10 protein-coding genes are annotated in these 14,577 nt (G+C 66.7%); 5 read left to right on the forward strand and 5 right to left on the reverse strand.

Annotated features, from left to right (window positions below; translation table 11 throughout):
* The first annotated feature begins 13 nt into the window (after positions 1-13).
* A complete protein-coding gene (gene hemB / locus H4V95_RS05200; RefSeq protein ID WP_209729114.1) occupies positions 14-1,000 on the forward strand; it encodes a porphobilinogen synthase in 987 nt (328 codons plus the stop codon).
* Positions 997-2,322: a glutamate-1-semialdehyde 2,1-aminomutase gene (gene hemL, locus H4V95_RS05205; protein ID WP_209729116.1), complete on the forward strand. Its 1,326-nt coding sequence runs from the start codon at positions 997-999 to the stop codon at positions 2,320-2,322. The genes hemB and hemL overlap by 4 nt, the downstream gene beginning before the upstream one ends.
* Before the next feature lie 78 nt (positions 2,323-2,400).
* On the opposite strand, the gene H4V95_RS05210 is transcribed toward hemL, so the two are convergent.
* The 4 genes from H4V95_RS05210 to H4V95_RS05225 form a co-directional block, all read right to left on the reverse strand.
* The gene (locus H4V95_RS05210) at positions 2,401-3,240 is read right to left on the reverse strand and encodes a MetQ/NlpA family ABC transporter substrate-binding protein (protein WP_209729118.1); all 840 of its coding nucleotides are present in this window, start codon (positions 3,238-3,240) and stop codon (positions 2,401-2,403) included.
* 54 nt (positions 3,241-3,294) lie between these two features.
* Positions 3,295-4,041, reverse strand: coding sequence for a methionine ABC transporter permease (locus H4V95_RS05215; RefSeq protein WP_209729120.1), 747 nt, complete (start codon positions 4,039-4,041; stop codon positions 3,295-3,297).
* Entirely contained in the window at positions 4,041-5,015 is a 975-nt protein-coding gene (locus tag H4V95_RS05220; protein ID WP_196865642.1) for a methionine ABC transporter ATP-binding protein, read from the reverse strand. Before H4V95_RS05220 ends, H4V95_RS05215 begins: the two co-directional genes overlap by 1 nt.
* Positions 5,016-5,240: 225 nt before the next feature.
* Entirely contained in the window at positions 5,241-5,927 is a 687-nt protein-coding gene (locus H4V95_RS05225) for a 3'-5' exonuclease (RefSeq protein ID WP_196865643.1), read from the reverse strand.
* Positions 5,928-5,992: 65 nt separating this feature from the next.
* Between H4V95_RS05225 and H4V95_RS05230 the strand changes: the two genes are divergently transcribed.
* The 3 genes from H4V95_RS05230 to H4V95_RS05240 are packed head-to-tail and all read left to right on the forward strand — an operon-like array spanning position 5,993 to position 13,211.
* Positions 5,993-6,460 (forward strand): MGMT family protein, encoded by a 468-nt coding sequence (locus tag H4V95_RS05230; protein ID WP_196865644.1) that lies wholly within the window; start codon positions 5,993-5,995, stop codon positions 6,458-6,460.
* Positions 6,457-9,693 carry an ATP-dependent DNA helicase gene (locus H4V95_RS05235; RefSeq protein ID WP_209729123.1) on the forward strand — a complete coding sequence of 1,079 codons (3,237 nt, stop codon included), beginning with the start codon at positions 6,457-6,459 and terminating at the stop codon, positions 9,691-9,693. The genes H4V95_RS05230 and H4V95_RS05235 overlap by 4 nt, the downstream gene beginning before the upstream one ends.
* A complete protein-coding gene (locus tag H4V95_RS05240; RefSeq protein ID WP_209729125.1) occupies positions 9,690-13,211 on the forward strand; it encodes an ATP-dependent DNA helicase in 3,522 nt (1,173 codons plus the stop codon). Before H4V95_RS05235 ends, H4V95_RS05240 begins: the two co-directional genes overlap by 4 nt.
* Here the strand turns inward: H4V95_RS05240 and H4V95_RS05245 are convergent.
* Complete coding sequence (locus H4V95_RS05245; protein ID WP_312883953.1) at positions 13,208-14,473, reverse strand: macrolide 2'-phosphotransferase; 1,266 nt, start codon at positions 14,471-14,473, stop codon at positions 13,208-13,210. The two genes, H4V95_RS05240 and H4V95_RS05245, sit on opposite strands and share 4 nt — an antisense overlap.
* Positions 14,474-14,577: the final 104 nt, after the last annotated feature.

Genomic DNA, 14,577 nt, shown 5'->3' on the forward strand with positions numbered 1-14,577 from the left:
GAGAAGGAGCACCATGAGTTTCCCCCAACACCGGCCCCGTCGGTTGCGGACCACGCCGGCGCTGCGCCGCCTGACCGCCGAGCACCGCCTCAGCCCCGCCGAGCTGGTGCTGCCAGCCTTTATCAGGGAGGGCCTGACCAGCCCCCACCCTATTTCGTCGATGCCCGGGGTGGTACAGCACACCACCGACTCCCTGAAGCGCGCCGCAGCGGAAGCTGTCGGGTTGGGCGTTGGCGGAATCATGCTGTTCGGTGTTCCCGCGCACCGCGATGCGACCGGCAGCGCTGGCCTGGATCCGGAGGGCGTGCTGAACCGTGCGATCGCCGATGTCCGCGCCGAGGTGGGCGATGGTCTCGTGATCATGAGTGACGTGTGCCTGGATGAATTCACCGATCACGGGCACTGCGGTGTCCTGGCCGCTGACGGCACTGTCGACAACGACGCGACGCTCGCCGTCTACGCCGAGATGGCCGTCGCCCAGGCGGACGCCGGTGCCCACGTCTTGGGGCCGTCGGGGATGATGGACGGCCAGGTCGCGGTCATCCGGCAGGCCCTCGAGGAGGCGGGACATCAGGAGACGGCCGTCCTGGCCTACGCCGCCAAATACGCTTCGGCGTTCTACGGCCCGTTCCGGGAAGCCGTGGACTCCCAGCTACAGGGCGACCGGCGCACCTACCAGATGGATGCCGCCAACCGCCGCGAGGCACTCCTCGAGGTCGAGTTGGACCTCGAAGAGGGTGCTGACATGGTGATGGTCAAACCGGCCATGAGCTACCTCGACATCCTGGCCGACGTCGCTGCGCTCTCCCCGGTGCCGGTCGGGGCCTACCAGATCTCCGGCGAGTACGCCATGATCGAAGCCGCCGCAGCCAACGGGTGGATCGACCGCCGCCGGGCCATCGAAGAATCGGTCCTCGGCATCAAACGCGCCGGGGCAAACATCATTTTGACCTACTGGGCCGCCGAACTTGCCGGCTGGCTGAAGGAGCAACACTCATGACCGTTTCAGAAGATCTCTTCGCCCGCGCGCAGACCCTCATGCCGGGTGGTGTGAACTCGCCGGTCAGGGCCTTCGGGTCCGTCGGCGGCACCCCCCGCTTCCTGGTCTCCGCGAAGGGCCCCCACGTGATCGACGCCGACGGCACGGAATACGTCGACCTGGTCTGCTCGTGGGGGCCAGCGCTGCTCGGACACGGCCACCCGGCGGTGCTGGATGCGGTGCACCGCGCCGCCGACAACGGTCTATCCTTTGGAGCTTCGACCCCGGCCGAGGCTGACCTCGCGCAGCTGGTGCAGAATCGGGTGCCCGCCGTGGAACGGTTGCGGATGGTCTCCACCGGCACCGAAGCCACCATGACCGCTGTCCGGCTGGCCCGCGGCTACACCGGACGCAACCTGATTGTGAAGTTCGCCGGGTGCTATCACGGTCACCTGGACTCGCTGCTGGCCGCCGCTGGGTCCGGCGTCGCCACCCTGGCGTTGCCCGGCTCGGCCGGGGTCACCGCGGCCACCGCAGCCGAGACACTGGTCCTGCCCTACAACGACCTTGCCGCCGTTGAGGCCGCGTTCGCCGACCACGGGGATTCAATCGCCGCGGTCATCACCGAGGCAGCACCGGCCAACATGGGTGTCGTCACGCCCGGCCCCGGCTTCAATGCCGGCCTTGCCAGGATCACCGCAGCGCATGGCGCGCTGCTCATTGTCGACGAGGTTCTCACCGGATTCCGGGTGGGCCCGGGTGGGTACTGGGGCCTCACCGGTGGCGCGGCCGACACCGCCGAGGCCTGGACCCCCGACCTGCTGACCTTCGGAAAGGTGATCGGTGGCGGACTCCCCGCTGCGGCCCTTGGCGGCCGCGAAGAGGTGATGAATCACCTTGCCCCGCTCGGCCCCGTCTACCAGGCTGGCACGCTGTCGGGCAACCCGCTGGCGATGGCCGCCGGAGTCGCCCAGCTGACCGCCGCGACGCCGGAGGTCTACCGGCACATCGACTCCGCGTCGCTGGCCCTGTCGACGGCACTGTCCACCGAACTGGACCGGGCCGGGGTAGACCACTCCATCCAGCGCGCCGGCAACCTGTTCAGCGTGGCCTTCGGTACGTCGTCGGGCGGTGTGCACAACTACGCTGACGCGCTGGCGCAGGAGGCCTACCGGTACGCTCCGTTCTTCCACTCAATGCTGGACTCCGGTGTCTACCTGCCGCCGTCGGTGTTCGAGGCCTGGTTCCTGTCCTCGGCGCACGACGACGCCGCCCTGAACCGGATCTACGAGGCTCTGCCCGCCGCCGCGGCGGCCGCTGCGCGAGCGACGCCGGACAGCTGAAGCTGACGCAGACACCAAAGAACCCCGCACCGAGACGATGAGCGCTCTGGGTGCGGGGTTCTTTGGTGAAGGCGCTGTCTAGGAAGCCGGTGCGACGTCGCCGCTCGGCCACTGTTCCTCAATGTGGGCCTTGACCTCGGGGGAGTGCAGGAGTTCCTCCAGCTTGTCGATCCGCGCGTCGCCCTCCGACGCGGTGTTCCACGCCAGGAAGTTTGCGTACGGGTTGCCGTCCAGCGACTCCACCACCAGTGCATCAGTGGTGCTCAACCCGGCGTCGAGGATGTAATTCCCGTTGATGATTGCCAGGTCAACGCTGGGATCCTGCAGGTCGTTCAGCAGCAGCTCCGGCTGGTTCTCGATAAACTCCAGGCCCATCGGGTTCTGCTCGTCGGAAAGCGCGAGCACTGACGCGTCCTCGGCAATGTCCTGCAGCAGCCCGGCATCCTGCAGCAGGGTCAGCGCGCGGGCCTGGTTGGATGGATCGTTGGTGATCGCAATACGTCCACCCTCGGGGATCTCAGCGACGTCCCCGTGCTGCTCTGAAAAAGCGGCGTACGGTTCGATGTGGACACCCTCACCATGGGCGAACTCGTAGCCCTGGCCCTCGACCTGGCTCTCAAAGTAGGGCAGGTGCTGGAAATAGTTGGCATCCAGATCCCCGTCGCTGAGCGCGATATTGGGGGTCGTGTAGTCGTCGAACTCGGTGATCTCAAGGTCGAGCCCTGCGTCCTCGGCGAGGTTCTCGTCGACAAATTCGAGGATCCGGGCGTGGGGTTGCGGACTCGCGCCGACGGTGATGGTCTGAGGGTTTGCCGGGTCCAGCGAGGAGACGACCTCGGTATCGGCTGACCCTCCACAGGCGCTCAGGGCCAGGGAAGCAGCGACACCGGTAATGGTGAGGGTAAGTAGCTTGCGCAACAGAATTGGTTTCCTTTCGAGATGACGTGCAAAAAAGATTCGTGACCGGGTGGGCTAGCTGCCGACCACCTGGACGGCGGCCCGACGGCGGAGCCGCCTGCCGCTTCCCGCTGTCGCGGCCGAGCGATGATCAACGCGGCGCGCGGCTGCGTCGCCGGCAAGCTGGATGGCCTGCACAATGAGCACGATGATGACGATCACCACCACCATGACCGTGGTGTCGAACCGTTGCAGGCCGTAGTTGTAGGCCAGCCGTCCCAGCCCGCCACCACCGATAATTCCTGCCATCGCTGAATAGCCGACCAGGGTGACCAGCGTGGTAGCGAACGCGGCAATCAGGCCAGGAAGCGCCTCACGAAGCAGGACCTTGCTCACCACCTGCATCCGGGTAGACCCCATTACGAGCGCGGCATCGATCTTTCCGCTGCTCACATCCCTCAGCGACGTCTCGACCAGGCGTGCGAAGAACGGGATGGCGCCGATGCTCAGCGACACTGACGCCGCGACCGGCCCGATCGAGGTGCCGGTCAGGAGCCGGGCCAGCGGGATCAGGGACACCATCAGGATGGCGAACGGAATGGAACGGGTGATGTTGACGACGACGCCGCTGATCACCTTGTTGGTCAGGGGCATCGGCCGGAGCCCGTCGGGGGCGCTGGCGGAAAGGAAGACACCCAGGGGTAGCCCGATCAACAGGGTGAAGAACCCTGAGATGCCGACCATCTGCAGGGTCGCTGCAAATTCCTCGGGCAACGCGCGGGTAATGCCCGGGTTGGTGAACAGCTGATCAAAAAATTCCATTACGCCACCTTCGCCGAGACGCCCTGGGACTGCAGGTACTCGAGCATCTCGTCGATGGGCGCCAGTTCCCCGACTTCAATGCGGAGCCGGCCAAACCGGCTGTCTGCAAGCGTCTCCACACTCCCGGCCAGCACATTGATCCTCTGATCGAACTGGCGGCCAAGATCGGACAGTACGGGCCCGGAGGCGACCTCACCGGCTAGCAGCAGTTCAAGCACTGGCCGGTCACCCGGCCGGTGCGCCGGTAACGGCAGGAGGGCCTGCGACAGCTTTCCATCAAGCTGGGCGGCGACGTCCCGCAGTTGGCCGTGCTCCACGACGCGTCCATCCTCAAGCAGGGAGACCGAATCGCAGATCCGCTTTACGACATTCATCTCGTGGGTGATGATCAGCACAGTCAGCCCGAGGGTGTCGGTGAGATTGTGGATCAGGTCCAGGATGTCATCGGTGGTCGTCGGATCGAGGGCTGAGGTGGGCTCGTCGCAGAGCAGCACATCCGGGTCGGAGGCCAGGGCGCGCGCAATCCCGACCCGCTGTTTCTGGCCGCCGGAAAGTTGTGAGGGGTAGGCATCGGCGAAACCGGCCAGGCCCACCAGATCCAGGAGCCGTGCCACGGTGCTGGCGATTTCGGCCTTCGGAGTCTTCACCAGCTCCAGCGGATGGGCCACATTCTGGGCGGCTGTCCGCGAATCCAGCAGGTTTGCATGCTGGAACACCATGCCGATCCGGCGTCGGGCGGTGCGAATCTGGGAATCGTGGACCGCGGTGAGTTCCCGGCCGTCGATCGTCACCGAGCCGGAGGTGGGACGGTCGAGGAGGGTAAGACACCGGACGAGCGTGGACTTTCCGGCACCGGAGTGCCCGATGATGCCGTGGATCGACCCTCGCGGCACTGTCAGGGAAACGCCGTCCAGGGCGGTGATGGTGCGGGTGCCCTGCCGGTAGGTCTTGCGCAGGTCGGAGACGGTGATCATTGGCCCTCACGGTTGCAGGTGCGCCCCAGGACCTGTTGGGATCCCGGTGGCGGGCGCGCTGGCCAGCGCCCAAGCCATCTTCACACGCATGAAAGATGTGACTGAACTTTAGTGCTACGCATCACGCTGACGCCGTCGATGGGGGATCTGGGTCCCTATCCTCGAAGAATCTTCGATGGGCCTCGGGTGGTGGTGCGGCGAAGTGGGGACGACGGGGCCCGGTGGCTAGGAGGCGATCGCCGGCCAGCGCCCTTCGACGACTGCCGACGGGTTCTCGCGGCGGAGGTACTCCTGGAAGCTTTCAGCCTGTCGCGCCGCCCACACCACCTGCGATGCGTGCAGCGCATCAGCCGGGTGTTGCAGGTGGGGGAAACGAACAGCCAGGACCGCTGCCACCTGCAGCGTGGCCAGCACATCGGCGGCCGAGGTGTGGGCGTTCTGAAACGGCACCCCATAGTGCTCGCACATGGCCGTCAGGGTCCGTTTGCCGCGACGGAAGCGATCCGCCTGTTTGTCCATGATGTAGGGATCCAGCACGGGGAACGGAAGGGGCACTTCCACGCCGTGACGTGAGCCTTCGCGGGCCAGCACAGTGAAATCATAGCGGGCGTTGAAGGCGAGCACCGGGATGCCCGCCGCGAACAGCCGCCCGAGGACTGCCGAGATCTGGCCAACAACCTGCTGTATCGGGTGACCGTCCCGGCGGGCTCGTTCGGTACTGACCCCGTGGATGGCTGCGGCTTCGGCGGGAATCTCGACGCCGGGGTCAGCCATCCACTCGTGCTGTTCCAGCACCGCCCCGTCGCCGTCGACAAGCAGGATCGAGGCGGTCACGATCCGTGCCTGCTGCGGATCGCGTCCGGTGGTTTCGAGGTCAAATGCTGCGCGTGGGTGGTGGTGCCAACTGTCCATACCTCAAGACGCTATCGGTCGGCTATGACATTTTCGGGGAGGTTCCTCCGGCTAGGCTGGAATTCATGCGCGGGGACTTTGCTGAGGCGGTGTACGAGGTGGCGGGGCTGATTCCCGCCGGCCTGGTGTTGTCCTACGGGGACATTGCCGAACTCCTGGAAATGTCCGGCCCGCGCCAGGTGGGGGCCGCGATGTCCCGATCCGGGGACGGCTCCCCATGGTGGCGGGTTATCCGCGCAGGCGGGCAACCACCCCGCGGCCTCAGCGCACGGGCGCTGCCCTGCTACGAAGCAGAAGGCACCCCGCTGCGCAGCAGGGGGTCGGACCGGGCACCGTCCCCAGACGGGTACTCGATCGACATGCGGGCAGGGCGCTGGCAGCCGACAGCCCAGGAGCGGGCCATCCTCGACGGCATCCGCGACCGCCTCGCGGCGTACTCTGACCCGGCTGCGGACGTCACGTCAGTGGAAGTCATGGCAGCGGAGAAGACGGCGTCGAAAATGTCAGTGGCCCGTGATGAGCTGGTGCCATGAATTCGATACCACGGCTGGTGACGGCTCCGGACGCCGCGGCGCCCGCATCAGCACTACCCCAACTCAGCCCCGAGCAGCTCCGGGTCGTTGAGCTGGGTGCTGGCAGTGGCCCGGTGCTGGTCCTCGGCGGTCCAGGAACCGGCAAGTCAACTGTCCTGATCGAGTCGGCCGTGCGCAGGATCAACGAGGAGGGCCTCGACCCGTCGACAGTGTTGGTGCTGGCACCCTCGCGCCTGGGCGCCGCCCGGTTGCGTGATGCATTGACCGCCCGCCTGAACCGGAGTCTCAGCACTGCGCCGGCGAGGACCTGGACTTCCTACGCCTTTGATCTGATCCGTAGGGCACGGATCGCCGGCAGGATGCCGGAGCTGGTCCGCAGCCCCCGGCTCCTCTCGGGCGCTGAGCAGGACCTCATCATCAAGGAACTTCTGGACGGGCACAATCGCCCCGGGGCCACCGCGCTGGGCTGGCCGGACGGGCTGTCCCTGGCGCTGGGAACCAGGGGTTTCAGGCAAGAGGTCAGGGAGCTCTTCGACCGGATCAGCGAATACGGAATGGACCCGGCCGAGCTGGCCGATCTGGGACGCCGGTTCGACCGGCCCGACTGGACGGCGGGCGCGCAGCTGTACCGCGAGTACCGCGACGTCGTGGACCTACGGATGCCCGAGGCCTTCGACCCGGCCGGAGTGCTGACCGCCGCCCGGCACCTGCTGGAGTTCGATGAGGAGTTCCTCGATCAGGAGCGTGCCCGCCTGCGGCTGATACTGGTGGATGACTACCAGGAGTCCAACGCAGCCGTCCACGCATTGCTGACCCTGCTGGCCCGGGACCGCGACGTGCTGGTGGCGTCCTGCCCGGACACGGTGGTCCACGGATTCAGGGGTGCCCGCCCGGAGCTGACGGGGAGACTTGCCGCAGACCTGACGGGCACCACCGAACTCCACACCGTTGCGCTCACAGCCTCCCACCGGTTGTCGGGTTCACTTGCCAGTGCCTGGCAAAACGTCGCCTCCCGTATCTCGGTGGTGGGCGGCGCCCCGGTGTACCGGACGCTCGAGCCTCCTACCCCAGGCACAGGATCTGTCCTCGCCGCGGGAGCGGCAAAGGTATCAGCGCACCTGGTCGATTCCTCCTTCCACGAATTGCGGTACGTTGCCCAACGCATCCTTGAGGCACAGCTGTTCGGCGGGCGAAGCCTGGCCGACATCGCCGTGATCGTGCGGACCGGCGCACAGGTGAACGAGTTCCAGCGCTACCTGACGGGCCAGGGCATTCCCGTGAATGTCCCCGCCGCCGAGCGGGCCATCCGTGACGAGCCGGCGGTGAAGCCGCTTCTGGACCTTTTCGGCGTGGTGCTGGGTCAGCTCCACCTCGACGCCGAGGTGGCCGTTTCACTGCTCTGCTCGCGGATCGGGGGAGCAGGGACCCTGGAACTTCGTCGGCTCCGCCAGAGTCTCCGCCAGGAGGAAGTGGCGTCCGGCCGCGGACGTACCAGCGACGAACTGCTCGTGGAAGCCCTGACCGATGCCCGGCTGCTCGGCACCGGGCTGCAGGGCGGAACGGCGGCGCGGCGGATCTGTCGCATGATTGCCGCTGGAACCGCTGCGCTCGACGCACCCGGTGCCAACCCCGAGACGGTGTTGTGGGCTCTCTGGGAGGCCTCCGGGTGGTCCACCAAATGGGCCGACGCTGCGGTGGCGGAAGGGCCGTCGTCGGTCCGGGCGGACCGTGACCTCGACGCCGTCGTCGCACTTTTCCAGACCGCTGAACGGTTCGTCGACCAGGTCCCCGGTGCTCCGCCGGCACGATTCCTGGAATATCTGACCAGCCAAGAGCTTCCCATGGACACGCTGGCGCCGCGTGCCCAAAAGCAGGAGTCGGTCGCCTTACTCACTCCGGCCAGCGCTGCAGGCAGGCAGTGGCCAGTGGTTATCGTGGCGGGTATCCAGGAGGGGATCTGGCCGAACCTGCGGCTGCGGGGGGAGCTGCTGGGGTCGGGGGAGCTCACAGCGCTGATGGACCATGGAGCCGACTTCCGGCGGCACCGCGACCCGTTGATCCTGATGCAGGACATTCGCTTCGATGAACTGCGAAGCTTCTCGGTCGCCGTGTCACGGGCCGCCGAGGAGCTCATCTGTTGCGCTGTCGCTTCAGATGTCGCGCAGCCGTCCCCGTTCCTCGACCTGGTGGATCCGCTCCCGCCAGGGCAACTGGAGCGTTCCCGCACCGAGGTCCAGCGGCCCCTGACGCTCCGGGCCCTGGTGGCCGAACTCAGAAAGTATGCTCAGCAGGCTCCCACCCACCCCGACCTTGCAGCCGAAGCGGCGCGCCATCTGGGATCCATGGTCAATCATTCGCCTGCTGTACCCGGTGCCCATCCGAACGGGTGGTGGGGCCTGTTGGACCTCTCCACCACGTTGCCCGTCGCGCCGGTGGACCAACCGATTCCGGTGTCTCCCTCCAAGGTCGACGCCGTGTTGAAGTCACCGCTGAACTGGTTCGTCTCAGCCGCCGGTGGTGAACCGACGATGGACTTCGCCCGATCGCTGGGGACGCTGGTCCACGGGATCGCCCAGGACTATCCCGAGGCGACCGGAAACCAGTATGTCGAGGAGCTGCAGCGGCGGTGGCCATCCCTGGGAATGAAGGAGAATTGGGAAGGGAAGATCGATTTCGAACGGGCCGAACAGATGGTCCGGAAGCTCGCCGGCTACGTCCTGATGATGCGTAAGTCGGGCCGGTCGCTGGTCGGGACAGAGGTGGACTTCGAGGTCGATCTTGAGGTCGCTGTCGGGGACGAGCAGCGTGTCGCGCGGCTACGGGGACAGATCGACCGCCTGGAAATAGATGCCGAGGGCCGTCTGGTCATTGTGGACCTCAAGACGGGGAAATCCTCGCCGTCCCAGACGGACCTTCAACAGCACCCCCAGCTTGCTGCCTACCAGGTGGCCTTGAACGAGGGGGCGCTGGCGGGTGGGCAGGCCGCCGGATCCGGCGGTGCGGCACTGGTTCAGCTCGGCACCACCCGCAAGGAGGCGGGAGTTCAACAACAGCCAGCACTATCCACCGACGACCGGTGGGCGAGGGAAATGATTGAGGAGGCAGCGGGTCTGATGTCCGCAGCGCAGTTCGACACGATCCACGATCCGAAACGCTCGGGTCACGGCGGATCGGGGTGCAGGCTCCCCGAGATCTGTCCGCTGTGCCCAGAGGGTCGGCAGGTGACCGAATGACCAGCCCGGTGGCCCCGACGAGTGTCACAACCCCGACCCCTGCCGACAAAGCGCCGGAGAGTCGCCCCACGCCGCGGTTCTCCGCCCGGGAGCTCGCCGAATTGCTGCACCAGGACCCGGACTCCCCGGTGCAGTACCCGACGCCCGACCAGGTCACGATCATTGAGGCACCCCTCGAACCGCTGCTCGTGATCGCGGGTGCCGGATCGGGCAAGACGAAGACAATGGCTGACCGCGTGGTCTGGCTCGTGGCGAACGCTCAGGTACGTCCCGAACAGATCCTGGGGGTGACCTTCACCAAGAAGGCGGCGGGGGAGCTGTCCACCCGGATTCGGCAGCAGCTCGCCGCCCTCTACCCGGCGCTGCACGCGGCCGGCTACGACAACGCCGACGAGGACCGCCTGGATCCCAGTGTCTCCACCTATCACTCCTATGCGAACGCCATCGTGCAGGACTACGGGCTACGGATCGGTGTGGAACGGGACTCGGTGCTGTTGGGGGCGGCACAGGCCTGGCAACTATCCAGTGCTGTGGTGGAGGCCTACGAAGGGGAGTGGGAACACTTCAGCGCCGCGAAGTCCACCCTGGTGAAGGCTGTCCTGTCGATGGCCGGGGAATGCGCTGAGCACCTGGTCACCCCCGCGGAGGTGCGGGGGATTCTTCGGGAACAGATCGCGGCCGTGGGCGAGCTGGAGTACGCGGCAGGTACGTCCCGCCGCCCGGCCCAGGCGGTATCGAAACTGTTGGACAAGCTGCGGACCCGGATTACCGTCACGGAGCTGGTCGAGCATTACTCCGACGCCAAGCACTCCCGCAGGCAACTCGACTTTGGAGATCTGGTGGCACTTGCGGCCCGGATTGTCAGTGACATTCCTGAGGCTGTCGAGATGGAGCGCCGCAAGTTCAAGGTGGTGCTGTTGGACGAGTTCCAGGACACCTCGTTTGCCCAGATGGTGTTGTTCTCCAAGCTTTTCGGGGACGGGCGGGCAGTCACCGCAGTGGGTGACCCCCACCAGTCGATCTACGGGTTTCGGGGAGCGTCGGCGGGCCAGCTCGGCACCTTCCGCCACACGTTCCCGCTGAGTGTCGGTGAGGGACTCCGTCCGTCACCGGTGGCCAATCTTTCGGTCGCCTGGCGCAACGGGACCAGTATCCTCGCTGCAGCGAACACCGTCGCCGCGGAACTCAACCAGACCCCCAGCTGGCTCCGATCCACCACGCTGTTCGTTCCCCCACTCGAACCCAAACCTCGGGCAGGCGTGGGCCAGGTGTATCTGGGCCGGTTTCTCTGCGAAGCGACAGTGGCACATCAGGGTGGCCCGCTTCCCGGTGAGGCAGCAATGCTTGCGGACCAGGTGGTCCAGCACCGGCGTCGAACGTTCGAGCGCGGCGGGGACGGCCGCCGGCTCAAACCAACCGTGGCGGTGCTCTGTCGCGGGCGTCGGCAGTTTGAGCCCATCAGGGCCGAACTTGTTCAGCGCGGGATCCCCGTCCAGATCATCGGGCTGGGCGGACTGCTCCGCACCCCCGAAATTGTGGAGGTGCTGGCTGTCCTGAGGGTACTCGGCGATCCGGACCGGTCGGACTCGCTGCTCCGGTTGCTCTCCAGCGCGCGGTGGCGGATCGGTGCCGCAGACATCATGGCCCTCGGGGACTGGGCCAGGCAGCTGGCCAGACGCAGACTTTTATCGGCGACCGGCCAGGGTTCCGGCGCTGAGGCAGCGCCCGGCTCGGGGGCCGTCAATGAGCCGAACGAGACGGTGGTCCTGCCCGACACGGTGGTCCTGCCCGACACAGTGGAAGCGGGCAGCCTGGTCGAGGCGGTCGACCAGCTTCCGCCGAGCGACTGGATCTCGGGAAGCGGCCGCGGGTTGAGCGCCGAGGGTCGTACCCGCCTGACCCGGCTCCGCGATGAGCTGCGGGTTCTCAGGGATTTCGTCGGTGATGACCTCACCACCCTGATCAACGAGGTGGAACGCCGGATCCTCCTCGACATCGAGGTGGCCGCAAAGCCCGAGGTCGGTATCCACGAGGCCCGGCGGAATCTTGATGCATTTGTCGAAGCGGTGGCCGGGTTCAGCTCGACCGCCGAACGGGTTGACCTCGCGGCCTTCCTGGCATGGCTTGAGGCGGCTGACGCCGAAGAGGACGGCCTGCCCGTCACCCAGTTGGAGACCAACCGGGACGCCGTGCAACTCTTGACGGTGCACGCAGCGAAGGGGCTGGAATGGGACGTCGTGCTCGTCCCGGGCCTCAACGAAGGGTCCTTCCCCAGTGGGTCGGACTCCCGGTGGAGCAGCGGCGATTCGGCGATCCCCTGGAATCTCCGTGGAGACGCTGCCGAGCTTCCACAGTGGGATTGGGAACAGCCTGACCAGGTGTCCTGGATCGCCAGTGAGAAAGACTTCACCGGGGAGGCCCGCTACCACGCCGAGAGGGAAGAACGCCGGCTCGCCTATGTGGCCTTCACCCGAGCGAAGTACGTCCTGGTCTGCACCTCGGCGGCATGGGGTGGGGGTCGGACCAAACCCACGCCGCCGTCGCCGTATCTCACCGAGCTGCGGGAACTCGCCGAGCAGCGTGAGCCTGGCTTCACTCTCCTGAACTGGCTGCCCGAGGAGGATGAGGGGGACACGAATCCAGCGAACTCAGTGCTGGCGCGGGCTGCGTGGCCCGCGGATCCCCTGCGTTCGCGGCGGCAGGGAGTCGAGACAGCTGCGTCAGCGGTTCTCGCCGCAGCTGCCGAGCAGATGGCAGGTACGGGTCCGGACGCCGCCGGTACTGACGCCCCATCGCAGACCCCAGGCGGCCGCTGGGCCGAGGAAACCCGGCTGGCACTCGCCCGGCATTCGCGCCACGCGGTGAGTTCTGCCGTGGAACTGCCCGCGCATATATCGGCGTCGTTGCTGGTGGAACTCTCCGACGATCCAGCCGCCGTCGCACGCCAGCTTCGGCGGCCGGTACCGCGGCGTCCCGGAATGGCCGCGCGTCGTGGCACTGCCTTCCACTCCTGGATCGAGGAGTACTACGGTAAGAGCGGCATGCTGGACCTCGGCGAGACCCCGGGCGCGGACTCGCACATTGACGAGGCGCTCGATCTGGAGGAGATGATCAAGACGTTCAAGGACTCCAGCTGGGCGCAGCGGGTGCCGGTGGAGCTTGAAGTGCCGATTGAAACGAAGGTGGGTTCCCTGGTGGTCCGGGGCCGGATCGACGCAGTGTTCAGCGACGGCGATGGCACCTGGGAATTGGTCGATTGGAAAACCGGTAACCCTCCGTCGCGGGAGAAACTCGCTGTCCGATCGGTGCAGCTAGCGCTCTACCGGCTGGCCTGGGCACGGCTGAAGGAGGTTCCCCTGGAATCGGTCCAGGCAGCGTTCTACTATGCGAGCACGGACACCGTCATTCGTCCCTACGACCTGGCTGACGAGGCGGGACTGGAGGACATCATTCAGCGGGCGACGGCCGAACCCCGGGCTCCCCACAAGGGGCCGGCCCGGCGGGCCACACGAGGCTAGTCGGACTTGATGATGGGAAGCGCTGAGGTTTCGGTGTCCTCGGCGGGAACCCGGGACGCGGAGACTGTATTCCGTGGATTCTCCTCAGCGAGATCCTGCCCGGGGTGCACCTCGGCAACGAGTTCCTCGGGGGTGGTGCCGGCGAGGTGGTCCTCGTCCGAGAGTTCGCCGTCCCGGGGATCCCGCCCGTCAACGCCGTCGTCGGATGTTTCCCCGTCGTTGTAATCCTCGCTGTCGTCGAAACCGTCAGTGTCGTAACGGTCACTATCGTCGGTGCCGCCGGTAGGGTCCTGGTCTGCCGCTGCCCGGTTGGCTTCCTGGGCTGCCAGGTAGGCGGCGGCCGATGCTTCCTCCGCCTGGAGGTCGCGGTCGAGCGTGGCCATCATGTCCTCCGCCTCGGCGATCATCTCGGCGTTGTCCATGGCCACGCCGCGCACGAGCCACTGCGCCAGGGCGAACTCTGCAGCCAACGCGGCACGCCGCATCAGGTGCGGGTCGGCGGGGTCGGCACGGGCCGAGAGATAAGCGTCGTGGACGTCGACGGCGAAACGCGGGTTCGTGGCGGCCAGGAGCCAGGCGAAATCGTCCGCGGGGTCACCCACCCGAAGATCGGTCCAACCCGTCACGGCGCTCACCCGGCCCGCCGAAATCAGCAGGTTGTCCTCATGCAGGTCCCCATGGACCACAGTTGGGTGGAACCGCCACAACGTGACGTCCTCCAACGCGTGTTCCCAGCGCCGCAGGAGGTGGGCGGGGATCCGGCCGGTGATGGCTGCCTGGTCGAGTTCGTTCAGCTTTCGCTGACGGAACTCGTTTGCCTCGTAGCTGGGCAGATCAGCGTTGTGGACCAGCAGCGGCGGAAGATCATGAATGGCGGCGAGGGTCCGTCCCAGCTCGCGGACCATCTCGGGGCCTCCGGCGGCGAGGCCATCGAGCTCGCGGGGGGACCCCTCCAGATGGGCGTACACGAACGTACACAGCTCGCCGTGCCGCAGGGTTCCGGCGATGTGGGGCACCTGGAACGGCAGTTCTGCCCGCATTGCGGGGGTGAAGGCCTTCAGCGCCTGAAGTTCGGTCTCGAGCCTCATGGAGGCGTCCGGGTGCTTCGGTGACCGCACCCGCCACTGCTTCCCCGAGTCATCGACCAACAGCGCCGACTCGAAGTCTGCTGCATCGTCCGGGACGCCCGCCACCCCGGTGGGGGTAAGCCCGGGTACGGCGGCGCTGGCAATCGCGGCGAGTTCCATGGGTGTCCGTTTCACATCCTCAACGGTAGGGCTGACACCCCCATAATGGGGTGGTAACGGGCGGCGAGTCGTCAGAACCTCGTCCACCGTCCGCCGAAAAGCCCTGTGAAATGTGTTTT

The sequence above is a fragment of the Arthrobacter sp. CAN_C5 genome, assembly GCF_017875735.1.
Taxonomy (GTDB): Bacteria; Actinomycetota; Actinomycetes; order Actinomycetales; family Micrococcaceae; genus Arthrobacter_D.

Excerpts from the sequence above, each read along its gene's own strand:
- hemB (WP_209729114.1), top strand. The coding sequence starts at position 14 with ATGAGTTTCCCCCAACACCGGCCCCGTCGGTTGCGGACCACGCCGGCG.
- hemL (WP_209729116.1), top strand. The coding sequence starts at position 997 with ATGACCGTTTCAGAAGATCTCTTCGCCCGCGCGCAGACCCTCATGCCG.
- H4V95_RS05215 (WP_209729120.1), bottom strand. The coding sequence starts at position 4,041 with ATGGAATTTTTTGATCAGCTGTTCACCAACCCGGGCATTACCCGCGCG.
- H4V95_RS05220 (WP_196865642.1), bottom strand. The coding sequence starts at position 5,015 with ATGATCACCGTCTCCGACCTGCGCAAGACCTACCGGCAGGGCACCCGC.
- H4V95_RS05225 (WP_196865643.1), bottom strand. The coding sequence starts at position 5,927 with ATGGACAGTTGGCACCACCACCCACGCGCAGCATTTGACCTCGAAACC.
- H4V95_RS05230 (WP_196865644.1), top strand. The coding sequence starts at position 5,993 with ATGCGCGGGGACTTTGCTGAGGCGGTGTACGAGGTGGCGGGGCTGATT.
- H4V95_RS05235 (WP_209729123.1), top strand. The coding sequence starts at position 6,457 with ATGAATTCGATACCACGGCTGGTGACGGCTCCGGACGCCGCGGCGCCC.
- H4V95_RS05240 (WP_209729125.1), top strand. The coding sequence starts at position 9,690 with ATGACCAGCCCGGTGGCCCCGACGAGTGTCACAACCCCGACCCCTGCC.